The following is a 15263-nucleotide window of genomic DNA, read 5'->3' as shown; positions in this document are numbered from 1 at the left end:
CACAAGAGCGCGCGAGGCTTTACGATAAAGCGAAGCGAAAACGTAAGGCGCGCGGTTCTGCTGTATCGCGGTGCGCTTTGTTTTCCCGGAGGAACATCCGCCGAGACCTCAGCCAGCGAACAAGGTTCCCGGATAACGTTTCGGATCAGGATGGCTCGTATCGCCGTCCCCAAGCGCGATCTGCATGAAGATGGTATCCAGCCATTGTTCGTGCTTGAAGCCCGTGCCGTTCAGCGTACCGACCATTCGGAAGCCGCAGGACCGGTGCACCCCGACCGAGGCCGGGCTGGCGCCGCCGATCACGGCCACCATCTGGCGAAAACCAAGCGCGGTACAGCGTAAAACCAGCTCCTGCAGCAGCAGGCGGCCGATCCCCTTGCCCCGGCCTTTCTGCGCAATGTAGATCGAATCCTCCACCAGCCAGCGATAGGCCGGCCGGGTGCGAAATGCCGAGGCGTAAGCATAGCCCACCACGTCTCCGTCTTCATCGACAGCCACGATGTAGGGATAGCCCTGCCCGGTGATTGCCTGAAAGCGCCGTGTCATCTCCGCTTCATCAGGCGGTGCGATCTCGTAGCTCGCCGTGCCGTTGAGCACGGCTTCCGAATAGATCGAGGCAATGGCGGGAATATCGTCCGACATGGCGTCGCGAAGAGCAGGGGTCATGAAAATGCAACCGATAGAAACAAGGTATGCTTTTCTGTTTCACACTCATCCCACTCACGCAAGGCGGATAACACTGTGATGCCTTTCAGCGCGCAAACCCGAGGAGAGATAACTGCGGACAAAGAAAACCCGGCGGTTTCGCCGGGTTTTCCTGGATCTGGCCTGATGCGCGATATCAGGCGTTGATGTCGTTGTCCTTGGTCTCGCGAAGGAAGATCATGCCGACCACGAAGGAGAAGGCAGCGATCACGATCGGGTACCAGAGGCCGTAGTAGATGTCGCCCTTGGCGGCGCTCATTGCAAACGCCGTCGCCGGAAGCAGACCGCCGAACCAGCCGTTACCGATGTGGTAGGGCAGGGACATGCCGGTGTAGCGGATACGCGTCGGGAACATCTCGACGAGCATGGCGGCAATCGGACCGTAGACCATGGTGACGTAGATCATCAACACGGTCAGGACGGCAATGACGCCAACCCAGTTCACGCTGGCCGGATCGGCCACCATCTTGAACGCACCGCCCTTGGCGATGGTGTAGACGGGCATCTCGGTAGCGCCGGCAGCTTCTTCGGCGGTCAGCAGCTTGTCGGTGACGAGCTGGCTGGTCGCAATGGTTTCCTTCCCACCGGCACGGACGGCAGCAGCGTCGAGCGCGAGTTCCGGATTGGCGGCGACGAAGGCGTCGAGCTTGGAGTCCGGAACCTTCACGGGACCGCGAACCAGCGGGTAACCGTTGGCCTGCAGTGCAACGTTCATGCCCTTCTGCATCTTGGCGTCCAGCGCCTTGGACTGGTCGGCCGCCTTGATCGCATCATAGCTTTCGATCGTCGCTTCGCCGATCTTGATCGTCGCGGCAGATCCGGCCGGTCCGGCAACGACGTCATAGGGAACCGAGTTCTTGGTCAGCGTTGAGGTTGCGATATCGCAGGAGGTGGTGAACTTCGCCGTGCCGGTCGGGTTGAACTGGAAGTTACAATCCTTCGGATCGGCGGTGACGGTCGCGCGGATATTGGACTGGGCTGCGGCAAGCGCCGGGTTGCCGAACTCGGTCATGGCCTTGAACAGCGGGAAGTAGGTCAGCACGGCGAGCAGCAGGCCTGCCATGATGATCGGCTTGCGGCCGATCTTGTCGGACAGCCAGCCGAACACGACGAAAAACATGGTGCCGATGGCAAGCGCGATGGCGACCATGATGTTGGCGTTCTGAGCATCGACCTTCAGGACGTTCTGCAGGAAGAACAGCGCGTAGAACTGTCCAGAGTACCAGACCACGGCCTGGCCGGCGACGGCGCCGAGCAGGGCGAGAATGGCAACCTTGGCATTCTTCCACTGGCCGAAGGCTTCGGAAATCGGCGCCTTCGAATGGGTGCCCTCTTCCTTCATCTTCTTGAAGGCGGGGGATTCGTTCATCTTCATGCGGATCCAGACCGAGACGGCCAGGAGAAACGCGGAAAGAAGGAACGGAATGCGCCAGCCCCACGCGGCGAATTCCTCGCGACCCATGGCCGTCTGGATGCCGAGGATGATCAGCAGCGAAAGGAAGAGACCGAGCGTCGCGGTCGTCTGGATCCACGAGGTGTAGAAACCACGGCGACCATGCGGCGCATGTTCTGCGACATAGGTCGCGGCACCACCGTATTCACCGCCGAGCGCCAGGCCCTGCAGCATGCGAAGCGCGATCAGCAGGATCGGCGCGGCAATGCCGATGCTGGCGGAACCCGGCAGAAGACCGACCAGGAAAGTCGATGCGCCCATGATCAGGATGGTGATGAGGAAGGTGTACTTGCGGCCAACCATATCGCCGAGCCGACCGAACACCAGCGCACCGAAAGGGCGCACGAGGAAGCCCGCCGCAAAGGCGAGAAGGGTGAAGATGTTACGGGTCGCTTCCGGATACTGCGAGAAAAAGGTTGCGCCGATATAAAGCGCCAGTGAACCGTAAAGATAGAAATCATACCATTCGAAGACCGTACCGAGAGACGACGCAAAGATAACCTTGCGTTCCTCGGCGGTCATGCCACGCGGCGAGCCGCTAACGGCTGCGACATTTGCCATTGTAATTCCTCCACTAAGATAAGTTCCCCCTTCACAACGACCGACCCATGCTCCTCCGGGTCGTTTTGTCGCGATACAGGTTGTTAACAGACTGGCAGAAATCCGGAAAAAGCAGAGAGATGCTTTGGGCGTATGACTTAAGTCTAATTTCATGGCTCCGATATGTCGTAAATAGAATGAAAAGTTCGATTAATATCTTCTTAACGACGAAATTGGAGATTGCCATTGACATTGACCGCTCCGCCATTGCGGATGGCAGGCGTGGCGCAGGCCTGAAATCACGACAATGAACCCGATTGCGTGCTTTTGCTTGACTCCGAGCAAAAACGCCTTATTAGCTCGGCGCGAAAAGGGACCTGATCATGCAATTCTTCGGCTCATCCGTTATTGATGTGTCCGACCTGGTGCTCGCCGCCGGGGCGATTTCGCATATCGCCCTTTCATCCACGACCAAGGCCAAAACGACGACGAAAACCGTCTAACGTCTCTGGCCACCGCTCTCTCCCCGGCACGGCCGGGGACATGGAAGGTGTGCGCTCGAGCTTCCTTCCTCCCTCACCACCCGCGGAGAGACAGAAAGAGAGCTTTTAAATGGGTTTCAAGATTGCAGTCGCGGGCGCTACCGGCAACGTCGGGCGCGAAATGCTGGGCATCCTCTCCGAGCGGGGCTTCCCTGCAGATGAAGTCGTGGCGCTGGCCTCCGCCCGCTCGCAGGGCACCGAAGTCTCCTTCGGCGACAAGACGCTGAAGGTCCAGAACCTCGAAAACTACGACTTCTCCGACACCGACATTTGCCTCATGTCCGCCGGCGGCGCCGTATCGCAGAAGTGGTCGCCGAAGATCGGCCAGCAGGGTTGCGTTGTCATCGACAACTCATCCGCATGGCGCTATGACGCCGACGTTCCGTTGATCGTTCCGGAAGTCAATCCGGACGCGATCGCCGACTTCAAGAAGCGCAACATCATCGCCAACCCGAATTGCTCCACGGCCCAGCTCGTCGTCGCGCTGAAGCCGCTGCATGACGCGGCCACCATCAAGCGCGTCGTCGTATCGACCTATCAGTCGGTATCCGGCGCCGGCAAGGAAGGCATGGACGAGCTGTTCACCCAGACCCGCGCGGTGTTCGTCGCAGATCCGATCGAAACCAAGAAGTTCACCAAGCGCATCGCCTTCAACGTCATTCCCCATATCGACGTCTTCATGGAAGACGGCTACACCAAGGAGGAGTGGAAGGTTCTCGCCGAGACCAAGAAGATGCTCGATCCGAAGATCAGGGTCACCTGCACCGCCGTGCGCGTACCGGTCTTCATCGGCCACTCGGAATCGGTCAACATCGAGTTCGAAAAGGAAATCACAGCCGACCAGGCCCGTGACATCCTTCGCGAAGCTCCCGGCTGCCTCGTCATCGACAAGCACGAGAACGGCGGCTACATCACCCCGGTCGAATGCGCAGGCGAAGACGCGACCTACATTTCGCGTATCCGCGAGGACGCAACCGTCGAGAACGGTCTCAACATCTGGGTCGTCTCCGACAACCTGCGCAAGGGCGCTGCACTCAACGCCGTCCAGATCGCCGAGCTTCTCGTCAATCGCGGCCTGATCAAGCCGAAGAAGGCTGCCGCCTGAGGATGATGTTACGGCCCGCCAATCACGACAGAGGCGGGCCGGTTCATCTTTTTGTGAGTGGTAACCAGTCGGAAATACTTCCGGAATAGTTGAATGACACGTGACAGAATCAGCGTCTGCTGGCATGTTGCGGCAAAGACTAAATAAGCGAACAACGAGGCATCGATGCGACTGTCCAGTTTCTCGGCAGCAGCTCTTTTGACAGCGGCAGTATTTTCCATGACGGCCGGCAGCGCCGCTGCCGCTCAATGCAGCAGCACGTCAGCCGGGTTCGATCAGTGGATAGACGAATTCAAGCAGGAAGCCAGCAGGCAGGGTGTCAGCCCGTCCGTGCTGAACAAGGTCTTCTCGACGGTCTCTTACAACACTGCGACGATCCGTGCCGATCGTGGCATGAAGAGCTATAAGCTGTCCTTCGATCAATTCATGCAGAAGCGCGGCGGAGCCGCGATCATCTCCCGCGGCAAGGGCATGAAGAAAAACAATGCCGCTCTCTTCGCCAGGATCGAGCAGCGCTACGGCGTTCCGGCCGGTCCGCTGATCGCGATCTGGGGCATGGAAACGGGCTTTGGCTCCTTCCTCGGCAAGGAACACACCCTTTCCGCCGTCGCCACGCTCGCTTTCGATTGTCGCCGCACGGAATATTTCACCGACCAGCTCTATGCAGCCCTTGAACTCGTCGCCAGCAACGAACTCTCCCTGACGGCCGTTGGCGCCGCCCACGGGGAAATCGGCCAGACGCAGTTCCTGCCGCGCAACGTCGTGCGCTATGGCGTCGATGGGGACGGGGACGGCCGCATCGATCTCGTCCGCTCGAAGGCTGATGCGCTGGCTTCCACCGCAAACTTCCTGAAGGGCCACGGCTGGCAGGCCGGCGCCGGTTACCAGCAGGGTCAGCCGAACTTCGCGGCCATCCAAGGCTGGAACGCGGCCACCGTCTACCAGCAGGCGATCGCCTATATCGGTGCCCAGATCGACGGCCAGTAAGTCGCTGGCCCGATAAAAATTCCGAAAAGTCAGTTGGCCTCAGGTCTTCTGTGAATTGCGACGTTCAACGGTAGGCATATCGGCTTCGCCGTCGATGACGACCCGGTTTCGGCCGGAGAATTTCGCCGCATAGAGCGCCAGATCCGCCTTCTTGATCAGCTCGTTGATCGCGCCGCGAACGTTTTCGTCCTCGGTCCCCGAACAGCCGAAGCTTGCAGTCACCGTCAACGCGGTGCCGTCGGCCAGACGGATTTCGGTTGCCTCGATGGTCGCCCGCACCCGTTCGGCGATGGTGGCCGCCTCATCGAGAGAAGTATCGGGCAGCAGAGCCACAAATTCCTCCCCGCCATGGCGCGACAGGAGATCCTGTGTGCGGAAGCTGCTCTGGGCGACCTGTGCCACGCGCTGAAGCACCATGTCTCCGACATCATGGCCATGAGCATCATTGATCTGCTTGAAACGATCAAGATCGAAAATGACCATGGAAAGGGCGCTTGATCCACTTTCTCCGCGCAGCAGGGAGGTCGTCGCCGCATCGAAGCCGCGTCGATTGTAGAGACCGGTCAGAAGATCCGTCTGGGCCGCATTGCGAAGCTCGCTCACGAGCAGTTCCCTGTCCCGTATCAGCCGGTCTGCCAGCGCCACGCCCTTGACCGCCAGCAGGATGACGACACCGACCAGCAGGGAGAAGACGACAGTCGCGCCGACCAGCATCTCGAGGAAGAAGCGGGAGCGCAAGGCAAGGGCATCGCCGCTCGCTCTGGTCTCCTCCACGACCGAGCGGATGCTGTCTTGCCACAATTGGATACGTTCGTTCTGTAACTGCGACCAGCGCCGCAGCATCAAGCGTGATGGCGTGGCGTCCCCGGTGGCGATCTCGTGGGCGGTGCGGGCCAGCCATCGGCCATCAAGCGAACGAGCGAAATCGTCGATCGGCTTGATGGCGGCTGAATCCGGAAAAGCGGAAAACCTGCCCACCGTAACGTTCAGAAGAGCCAGGGCCTGATTGAAAGTCTCGCGATCCTGATCCGATAACCGTAGCCCCCTGAAGTGTTCGGTTCCATAGAACGAGACGACCAATCCGGCCTCGTTGGCATCAAGAATGTCGATCAGCAAACTCAACTGTCGCGAAAGCGCCGGATCGGCGATCTCGTAGCGAAGAGAAGTGACCAGTTCCAGAAATGCCATGGAAGCGGGCTTGTATTGCCCGATCACCTGTTCGGGCCTGGCTGTCCCCTGATCGACCGAATCTCGGAACGCTTTCAGATGCTCGGCAGCCTGCCAAAACCCGCGAATTCGCGCATCGAACGACGGCTGCGTCTTCGCTGCCTCAGCCAGAAACGCGAGAAAACGGTCGAACCGGGTGTCGACATCGAACCTTCGAGCCGCCAGCTTGCTATGATTTTCATTGCTGCGATCGGCAAGGAAAACAAGCGTCGCACGGGCTTCATCGGGGATAACGGATGAACCGATATTGCCGGCGTCGGACGCGATATAGGCATAATGCTTGCCGGCGGCGAAATCCCGGTAGCTATGATAATAGTTGCGCAGGAGAAGAACGGCTTCAGCAGCCATGATCAGGCTCGGCAACAGCAGTGCCGCAATGACGATCTTCTTCGTGCCTTCGAGATTCATCCACTCACCGCGAGCGTCGGGTAAGCGCCGCTCTTACGCCAGCATCTCCCCGCACGGAGCCGCCCCCTCCAAAACTCGGGGCAGTCTAGGGTGAACTTAATAACAACCTCTAAATTAGGTTTATTGATACCCTTGGAGCACTGTGCATCCGAATTGACGCGTTGAGGACAACTCCGACTTATTGAATCTTCGCGTCATGCTTTCCGGAAAACGATTCCGGTTTTCAGGTCGATGCGCCAGCCGCTCTCAGATGTCGAGACGGGAAAAATCCTGTGAATCCGGGTCCATGATCCAGAGCTCGCCATTGGCGATGTCAAACCACGCGCCATGAAGCTGCAGCTTGCCGCGTTCTTCGAGAATGCGAACGCAGGGGAAGGTTCTGAGATTGGCGATCGAATTGCGGATCGAGATGCGTTCGAGAGCCGTCTGGCGCTCGCTGTCCGTCATCACGGAATTGCCCTGGATCTGCTCGGCGGCGGAACTGACCAGCCCCATCCATTTTCCGATGAAATCGCCGGGGGAAAGCGGCTCGGCATTGGGATCGAGCGCTGCGCGAATACCGCCGCAACGGCCATGCCCCATGACGATGATGTCCTTCACCCGCAGCGCCTGCACGGCGAATTCGAGTGCTGCCGACGTCGCATGGTAGTTGCCATCGGGTTCATACGGCGGGACCATGTTGGCAACGTTGCGCATCACGAACAGTTCGCCCGGACCGGCGTCAAAGATCGTCTCGGGCGCCGCCCGCGAATCGCAACAGGCGATCATCAGGGTCTGCGGCTTCTGTCCCTGGTCGGCGAGGTGTCGATATCGCTCGCTCTCGGCGGTGTAACGACCGCTCATGAAGTTGCGATAACCGGCGATGAGGGAGGAGGGAAAACGCTTCATGTTTTTGAATTAGCGTGTGCTGACGCTCAAGGCAACAGTTTCGCGCAAGCTTCGGCGTTCTGGCAGCCTTGCATTTTCAACTTTGCTTCGGACGCTGGGCCGGATGGACCAGCCGCCGCATCTGCACCAGCGCCATCGGCGACGACAAACTGGAAGCGTCGCTTTCCAGCGTCAGTTCGTCTCCGCCCTTCTTCGCCGTGCGCGCCAGCATTTCATAGACACCGGCCGTGGCGAGCTGCAGCGCCCGTTCTTCGGACAACCCCTCGAGCAACCGCGCGAGGAACAGCGCCGATAGCAGATCGCCGAGGCCGTTCGGCGGATTGTCGATCAGCCTGTGCTCGGCAAGAAGCGCATTGCGGCCACTGAGATAGAGATTTCCCGTGCCCCCCGCCATCATCGGCACCGCGGACGTCACCAGCATCTGCGGCGGACCGAGTGAAAGCGCTGCATCCATGATGTCCTTGTTGGTCTCAAGCGCGCTACCGACCAGCCAAGCAAGCTCGTAGCGGTTCGGCGTGGCGATCGTCGCAAGCGGGATGAGATGGTCACGAATGCCGATGGCGGTCGCTTCGGGAACATAGAGCCCGCCGAGATCGCCCATCACGGGATCGCAGACATAGATGAGATCGGGATTACGCTCTTTCAGTGCATTGATGAGTCGCGCCACGGAACGCGGCTGCGCGCCATTGCCGAAATAGCCGGTCAGCACCGCGGACACTTCGGAAAGCCAGGGCGCCCGGATGAGATCGTCGATCACCTTGTCGAAATCCGCCTCCGGAAAGGTCAGCCGCGTCGAGGGGCCATGACCCGGATGCCACGGCAGCACCACGGTCGGCAGCGCCCAGACGGGGAAGCCGAGGCTTTCGAGCGCGAAGACGGCGGCCCGGTTGCCGACCGACCCCCGCACGACATGGCTCGAAATGACGATGACCGCGCCCTGCGACTTTTCTGTCATGACCGGATACTCACCTTTGTTCGCGTCGTTGATCATCCCTTTATGTCGGATCTGTCAACGCTTCGCATTCTTTGCTTCATATTTATCGCATATTCAAACAGCGGAAATTTCCGTATCGCGGTCAAATGCGGATACATCATCCTGCAAACTGCTTTATGAATCAGCTGCACGACATAAAAGTGACATTGAAAGGGAGAGAGCAATGGTCGCGAACAGGAAGCTTAAGCGGGAACCCCAGCTGGAGGCCGCCTGCAAGATCGCGGAGGCGATCCAGGAGCCGTTCATCGATCCGGCTATCCTTTTCGGCCGCGCCAGCGGTGACGATCTCGACAATTACACTCCCGAAATGCTCGCATTCTCCTCGCTTCGCGCAGCAAGCGACATTGCCGCCTGGGACGGCAAGGCGCCGCGCGTCGTCATAGCGCCGATTGCCGATGTCACACCTGCCGGCACGCCGGTCAGCGTGCTCTCGATCATCGAGCGCAACAAGCCCTTCCTCTATGATTCGGTGATGGGCGAGGTCACCAGCCTCTACCGCGATATCTTCATGGCCGTTCACCCGATCCTGTCGATCGTGCCGGGCGGCCCGGTCTCGCTCGCCGGCGCCGACGAGGAAGCGCAGGGCGCGATCCGCACGAGCTATATCCAGCTTCACCTCGCGCCGCTGACCGATGCGCAATCAGCCGCCCTCAAGTCGCGTCTGGAAATCGTTCTCGCTCAGGTCCACATGGCCTCGGCCGACTGGAAGCAGATGCTCTCGCTTCTCGACACGACCATGCGGGAACTCGGCGAACTCTCCCCCGGCCGCCGGAAGGGCGACCGCGATGAGGCGCTCGCCTTCCTCGACTGGCTGCGCGATGACAATTTCACCTTCCTCGGCATGCGCGAATACGTCTATTCCGGCGAAGGAGAGGCCGCGATCCTCGAGCGCGACAAGGGCACCGGGCTCGGCATTCTTTCCGATCCCGACGTTCTGGTCCTTCGCCAGGGCAGGAACGCCGTCACCACCACGCCCGAGATCCTCGAATTCCTGCAGGGACCGGATTTCCTCATCGTCACCAAAGCGAATGTGAAATCCATCGTGCATCGCCGCGCCTACATGGACTATGTCGGCGTCAAGCGCTTCGACCAAGACGGCAAGGTGGTGGGCGAACTACGTATCGTCGGTCTCTTCACCTCGACCGCTTATACCGGCTCGGTCAGCCAGATCCCGCTGCTCAGGGCCAAGGCCCGCAAGGTGACCGACCATTTCGGCTTCGACCCGCAGAGCCATTCGGGACGCATTCTGCAAAACACGCTGGAAGCCTATCCGCGCGACGACCTCTTCCAAATCGAGCCGGATCTGCTGGCCAAGTTCTGCGAGCAGATCAACGATCTCTCGGAACGGCCACGCGTGCGGGTCCTTCCGCGCATCGATCAGTTCGACCGCTTCGTTTCGCTGATCGTCTACGTTCCGCGCGAAGACTATAATTCCGTCGTGCGCGAGAAGATCGGGGCCTATCTGACCAAGGTCTATCAGGGCCGCGTCTCCGCCTATTACCCGGCTTTCCCGGAAGGCGGTGTGGCGCGTGTGCATATCATTATCGGCCGCTCCGAAGGCAAGACGCCGCGCATTGCGCAGGCGACGCTGGAGGAAGCCGTCCGCGAAATCACCGCCCGCTGGAGCGACCGCTTCGAAGCGCTGGCCGGGCCGAAGGCGCCTGCGCTTGCCGTCAGCCAGGCCTATCAGGAGGCTTTTTCGCCGGAAGAGGCGGTCCGCGACCTCGCCCATATCCAGGCCTGCCTCGCCGGCGAGCCCGTCTCGATCGCCTTCCATGAAACCACGACGGAAGCCGGCAGGCAGCTTTACCTCAAGATCTTCCATGCGGGCGTTCACCTGCCGCTGTCGCGGCGCGTCCCGCTCCTTGAAAATCTCGGTTTCCGCGTCATCAGCGAGCGCACCTTCGACATCCATGTCTCACCGGAAGGGGGAAACGAGATTCTCGTCGTGCTGCACGACATGGAACTGACGGTTCCTGACGGGGAGAGCTTTGGCATCGCCGAAAAGGGACCGATCACCGAGGAAGCCTTCTTCGCCGCCTTCACCGGCAAGGTGGACAACGATATCTTCAACCGCCTGGTGCTGGCCTCCGGCCTGACGGCACGGGAAGTCACGGTGCTTCGCGCCTATGCCGCCTATCTCAGGCAGGCCGGCTTCGTCTATTCACAGGGCCATATCGCCGAAACGCTGAACCGGCACCCCGCGATCGCAAAGCTGATCTTCGAACTCTTCCATGTGAGCTTCGATCCCAAGCTCGCCGAGAAGGCGCGTACCCGCAAACTCTCCGACATCCACGGAGAAATCGAGACGGCGCTTCTCGCCGTACCGAGCCTCGATGAAGACCGCATCCTGCGGCGCTACATCAACGCGGTCGATTCGACGCTGCGCACCAACTATTTCCAGAAGAACGACACGGCAGCCACGATGCTTGCCTTCAAGTTCGACCCGCAGCTTCTCGACGGTCTGCCGGACCCGAGACCCTTCCGCGAAATCTTCGTCTTCGGCGTGGAAGTCGAGGGTGTCCACCTTCGTTTCGGCAAGGTCGCCCGCGGCGGCCTGCGCTGGTCGGACCGCGCCCAGGACTACCGCACGGAAGTGCTGGGCCTCGTCAAGGCGCAGCAGGTCAAGAACGCGGTCATCGTGCCGGTCGGCGCCAAGGGCGGCTTCTATCCGAAACAGCTGCCGGTGGGCGGAAGCCGCGATGCCTGGCTTGCCGCCGGCACCGAGGCCTACAAGACCTATATCCGCACGCTGCTGTCGATCACCGACAACATCGTCGACGGCAAAGTCGTGGCCCCGGCCGACACCGTGCGGCTCGATGAGGACGATCCTTACTTCGTGGTGGCTGCCGACAAGGGCACCGCAACCTTCTCCGACACCGCCAACGGCCTTGCCCAGGCAGCCGGCTTCTGGCTGGACGACGCCTTCGCCTCCGGCGGTTCCGCCGGCTACGACCACAAGAAGATGGGGATTACCGCGCGCGGCGCCTGGGAAGCGGTCAAGCGCCATTTCCGCGAGATGAACACCGACATCCAGACGACGCCGTTCAGCGTGGTCGGTGTCGGCGACATGTCCGGCGACGTCTTCGGCAACGGCATGCTGCTTTCGGAAAAGATCCGCCTAATCGCCGCCTTCGACCATCGTGACATCTTCATCGATCCCGACCCGGATACCGCGATCTCCTTTGCCGAGCGCAAGCGGATGTTCGAGCTGCCGCGTTCGAGCTGGCAGGATTACGACCGCAGGACCTTGTCGAAGGGTGCGATGATCATTTCGCGTGCGGAAAAATCCGTGACGCTCACACCGGAAGCCGCAGCAGCCATCGGGCTCGGCAGGACGGTCGCCACGCCCTTCGACATCATGAGCGCTATCCTGAAGGCACCGGTCGACCTGCTCTGGTTCGGCGGCATCGGCACCTATGTGAAGGCGGCGAGCGAAACGGATACGGAGGTCGGCGACCGCGCCAACGACGCAATCCGCGTGACCGGCACCGAGGTGCGGGCCAGGGTGATCGGCGAGGGCGCCAATCTCGGCGTCACCCAGCGCGGCCGTATCGCTTATGCGCTGAACGGCGGCCGCATCAATTCCGACGCGATCGACAATTCCGCCGGCGTGAATTCGTCTGACGTCGAAGTCAACATCAAGATCGCGCTCGCCCCTCCTATGGCCGATGGCCGTCTGACCCGCGACAAGCGCAATCGTCTGCTCTCGGAAATGACCGAGGAAGTCGGTGAACTCGTGCTGCGCAACAACTACCTGCAGAGCCTCGCGATCTCGCTCAGCGAACGCAAGGGGTCTGGAAACAGGGAAGAACTGAGCCGGCTGATGAATTATCTCGAGGCGGCTGGCAGGTTGAACCGCAAGGTCGAGACGCTGCCGGATAACACCGCGCTTGCCGAGCGTTATGCCGGAGGGAAGAGCCTCACCAGACCGGAAATCGGCGTGCTGCTCTCCTACGCCAAGATCGTTCTGTTCGACCAGATCGTTGAATCCGGCCTGCCGGACGATCCCTATTGCGCAGCCGCTCTGACCAATTATTTCCCCGCCCGCATGCGCAAGACCTATGCAAAGGACATTGCCGGCCACCGCCTGCACCGCGAAATCATCGCAACCGTGCTTGCCAACCACGTCATCAACCGTGGCGGACCCGGCTTCGTGGTTGCTGTCGGCGACGCGACCGGCACCCTGCCGGCGGAAGTGGTGAAGGCGGCATTGCTGACTCGGGACGGCCTCGACCTGCCGGCACTCTGGGACCGCATCGACGCACTCGACGCCACCATTCCCGGTGAAATCCAGAACCGTCTCTATGCGACTGTAGGACGTGTCTATGAAGGAATGACCCGCCTGATCGTCGAGACGGGACTGTCCACTATCCCGCTCGGCGAGGCGCTGCCGCGCCTGAAGACCGCCGTGAAGGCCAGCGAAAAAGCGCTCTCCTCGACCCTTCCCGCTCATCTCAGGCAGCAGTTCGAAGCCGAAACGGCGGAACTGACGGCTGCGGGCGTGCCGGCGGACGTGGCCGCCGATGTCGTGAAGCTGCAGGCGCTGCTGCTGGTGCCGGAGGTCATGCAGATCGCGGAACGGACGGGAGCCCCGCTTGCCCGCGCCATCGAGGGCTATTTCGCGGTATCGGAAATCTTCCGCATCGACCGCATTCTGGCGCTCGGCGCCCGCGTCGCCACCAACGACCACTATGACAGCCTCGCGCTGTTCCGCAGCCTCGACCAGATCGGTGCAGCGCGCCGCGAAATCGTGATCTCGGCGCTGACCAGCCATGCGGGCGAGAAGCAGCCGGTGCAGGCCTGGCATGCCGCCGACCTCCAGCGCATCAATCGTCTCGGGGCCGAACTGCTGGCACTGAGCGAGGGCGCGGAGGCAAGCCTGTCGAAGATCGCGGTCGCGGCCGGTCTCGTAAGCGACCTTGCCCATGGCCGGTCACGATAAGCGTGGAGCGGGTTAAGGGGGACGGAAATTGACGGCGACAGTGGAAACGGCGAAGCAACCCGTCTTCAGCCGCGGGGTCGTGAGCTGGATGTTCTTCGACTGGGCCGCCCAGCCGTTCTTCACTGTCATCACGACCTTCATCTTCGGCCCCTACTTCGTCTCGCGGCTGACCAGCGACCCGGTCAGTGCGCAGGCGATGTGGAGCAACATGGCGACGATCTCCTCGGTGATCATCGCGGTGCTTTCCCCGGTTCTCGGCGCAATAGCCGATGAATCCGGCTCACGAAAGCCGTGGATCGCCTTCTTCGCCGTCATCAAGATCGTAAGCCTCTGCCTGCTATGGACCGCCGCACCGGGTTCACCGGTTGTCTATCCGGTGTTGCTGATGATTCTGGCGACGATTTCGGCGGAGTTTTCCATCGTCTTCAACGATTCGATGATGCCGCGGCTGGTCAACACGCGCGATGTCGGGCGTGTCTCCAACATCGCCTGGGGCCTCGGCTATCTCGGCGGAATGATCGTGCTGATCGGCATCGTGCTGTTCGTCGCCGCAAGCCCGGAGAAGGGCACAACACTGCTCGGTGGCACGCCGCTCTTCGGTCTGGATCCCGTGACCGGCGAAGATGCCCGCGTCACCGGCCCGATATCGGCGCTCTGGTATCTGCTCTTCATCCTGCCGATGTTCCTCTTCACGCCCGATGCCGGTCGCGGCAAACCGCTTCCGGCAGCCGTACGCGCAGGCTTCAACGAACTCGGCAGGACACTTCTGGAACTGCGCGGGAAGCCCGGCATCTTCCGTTTCCTGATTGGCCGCATGATTTATCAGGACGGCGTCAACGGGCTTCTGACCCTTGGCGGCATCTTCGCAGCCGCCATGTTCGGCTGGTCGACCATGGAAATCGGCATCTACGGCATCATCCTCAACGTCGTGGCGATTTTCGGCTGCATGGCGGCAAGTTCCATCGACCGCCTGCTCGGCTCGAAATTCGTCGTGGTGCTGAGCCTTTTCTTCCTGCTGACAGCAACCGTCGGGATCATTTCCACCGGCAGGGATTTCACCCTGTTCGGTCTCGTTCAATGGCCAGCCAGCGTCGGCGAAGGCCTGTTTTCGTCTCCGGCGGAGAAGGCCTATATTCTCTACGGCACCCTGATCGGCATCGCCTTCGGTCCAGTGCAGGCTTCCTCGCGCTCCTATCTCGCACGAAGCGTCAGCCCCTCGGAAGCCGGACGCTATTTCGGCATCTATGCCCTGTCGGGCCGTGCCACGAGTTTCATGGCGACGCTGAGCTTTTCGCTGCTCACCTACTGGACCGGATCGGCACGCGTCGGCATGGCGAGTCTGATCGTCTTCCTTCTCGTCGGTCTCATCATCCTCCTGCGCACGCCTTACCCGGCTGCCCGTCCGGCTGTTTCGGCGGAGGCATGAAAAAGGCCCGGTCTCTCGACCGGGCCTTTGAAGCATTCTGACA

9 protein-coding genes are annotated in these 15263 nt (G+C 60.9%); 4 read left to right on the top strand and 5 right to left on the bottom strand.

Annotation, left to right across the window (positions count from 1 at the left end; genetic code table 11):
- Positions 1-108: 108 nt before the first annotated feature.
- Together NBH21_RS11160 and NBH21_RS11155 are read right to left on the bottom strand one after the other, a co-directional pair.
- Positions 109-666 carry a GNAT family N-acetyltransferase gene (locus tag NBH21_RS11160; protein ID WP_250913624.1) on the bottom strand — a complete coding sequence of 186 codons (558 nt, stop codon included), beginning with the start codon at positions 664-666 and terminating at the stop codon, positions 109-111.
- 175 nt (positions 667-841) lie between these two features.
- A complete protein-coding gene (locus NBH21_RS11155) occupies positions 842-2719 on the bottom strand; it encodes an MFS transporter (RefSeq protein ID WP_250913625.1) in 1878 nt (625 codons plus the stop codon).
- Between the two features lie 591 nt (positions 2720-3310).
- Here NBH21_RS11155 and NBH21_RS11150 point away from each other — a divergent pair.
- Together NBH21_RS11150 and NBH21_RS11145 are read left to right on the top strand one after the other, a co-directional pair.
- A complete protein-coding gene (locus tag NBH21_RS11150; protein WP_250913626.1) occupies positions 3311-4345 on the top strand; it encodes an aspartate-semialdehyde dehydrogenase in 1035 nt (344 codons plus the stop codon).
- A gap of 219 nt (positions 4346-4564) precedes the next feature.
- On the top strand, positions 4565-5332 hold the full coding sequence (locus tag NBH21_RS11145; RefSeq protein ID WP_425340412.1) for a lytic murein transglycosylase: 768 nt from the start codon (positions 4565-4567) through the stop codon (positions 5330-5332).
- Positions 5333-5371: 39 nt separating this feature from the next.
- Here the strand turns inward: NBH21_RS11145 and NBH21_RS11140 are convergent, their stop codons facing one another.
- The 3 genes from NBH21_RS11140 to pdxY all read right to left on the bottom strand — a co-directional run bounded on the left by NBH21_RS11140 (position 5372) and on the right by pdxY (position 8810).
- Positions 5372-6967, bottom strand: coding sequence for a diguanylate cyclase (locus tag NBH21_RS11140; protein ID WP_250913628.1), 1596 nt, complete (start codon positions 6965-6967; stop codon positions 5372-5374).
- Between the two features lie 246 nt (positions 6968-7213).
- Positions 7214-7855 carry a carbonic anhydrase gene (locus tag NBH21_RS11135; protein WP_250913629.1) on the bottom strand — a complete coding sequence of 214 codons (642 nt, stop codon included), beginning with the start codon at positions 7853-7855 and terminating at the stop codon, positions 7214-7216.
- A 76-nt stretch (positions 7856-7931) separates the two neighbouring features.
- Entirely contained in the window at positions 7932-8810 is an 879-nt protein-coding gene (gene pdxY / locus NBH21_RS11130) for a pyridoxal kinase PdxY (protein WP_250913630.1), read from the bottom strand.
- A gap of 202 nt (positions 8811-9012) precedes the next feature.
- Here pdxY and NBH21_RS11125 point away from each other — a divergent pair, with 202 nt between their 5' ends.
- On the top strand, positions 9013-13794 hold the full coding sequence (locus NBH21_RS11125; RefSeq protein WP_250913631.1) for an NAD-glutamate dehydrogenase: 4782 nt from the start codon (positions 9013-9015) through the stop codon (positions 13792-13794).
- An 88-nt stretch (positions 13795-13882) separates the two neighbouring features.
- Entirely contained in the window at positions 13883-15220 is a 1338-nt protein-coding gene (locus tag NBH21_RS11120; RefSeq protein ID WP_250913710.1) for an MFS transporter, read from the top strand.
- The last annotated feature ends 43 nt before the right edge of the window (positions 15221-15263 follow it).

Source organism: Ciceribacter sichuanensis, assembly GCF_024055605.1.
Taxonomy (GTDB): Bacteria; Pseudomonadota; Alphaproteobacteria; order Rhizobiales; family Rhizobiaceae; genus Allorhizobium; species Allorhizobium sichuanense.
Note: the sequence above shows the minus strand (reverse complement) of the source record. Positions and strands in the feature narration are given on the sequence as shown.

Coding starts and splice junctions, on each gene's coding strand:
- pdxY (WP_250913630.1), bottom strand. CDS start 8,810: ATGACAGAAAAGTCGCAGGGCGCGGTCATCGTCATTTCGAGCCATGTC.
- NBH21_RS11145 (WP_425340412.1), top strand. CDS start 4,565: ATGACGGCCGGCAGCGCCGCTGCCGCTCAATGCAGCAGCACGTCAGCC.
- NBH21_RS11120 (WP_250913710.1), top strand. CDS start 13,883: ATGTTCTTCGACTGGGCCGCCCAGCCGTTCTTCACTGTCATCACGACC.
- NBH21_RS11150 (WP_250913626.1), top strand. CDS start 3,311: ATGGGTTTCAAGATTGCAGTCGCGGGCGCTACCGGCAACGTCGGGCGC.
- NBH21_RS11140 (WP_250913628.1), bottom strand. CDS start 6,967: ATGAATCTCGAAGGCACGAAGAAGATCGTCATTGCGGCACTGCTGTTG.
- NBH21_RS11155 (WP_250913625.1), bottom strand. CDS start 2,719: ATGGCAAATGTCGCAGCCGTTAGCGGCTCGCCGCGTGGCATGACCGCC.
- NBH21_RS11135 (WP_250913629.1), bottom strand. CDS start 7,855: ATGAAGCGTTTTCCCTCCTCCCTCATCGCCGGTTATCGCAACTTCATG.
- NBH21_RS11160 (WP_250913624.1), bottom strand. CDS start 666: ATGACCCCTGCTCTTCGCGACGCCATGTCGGACGATATTCCCGCCATT.
- NBH21_RS11125 (WP_250913631.1), top strand. CDS start 9,013: ATGGTCGCGAACAGGAAGCTTAAGCGGGAACCCCAGCTGGAGGCCGCC.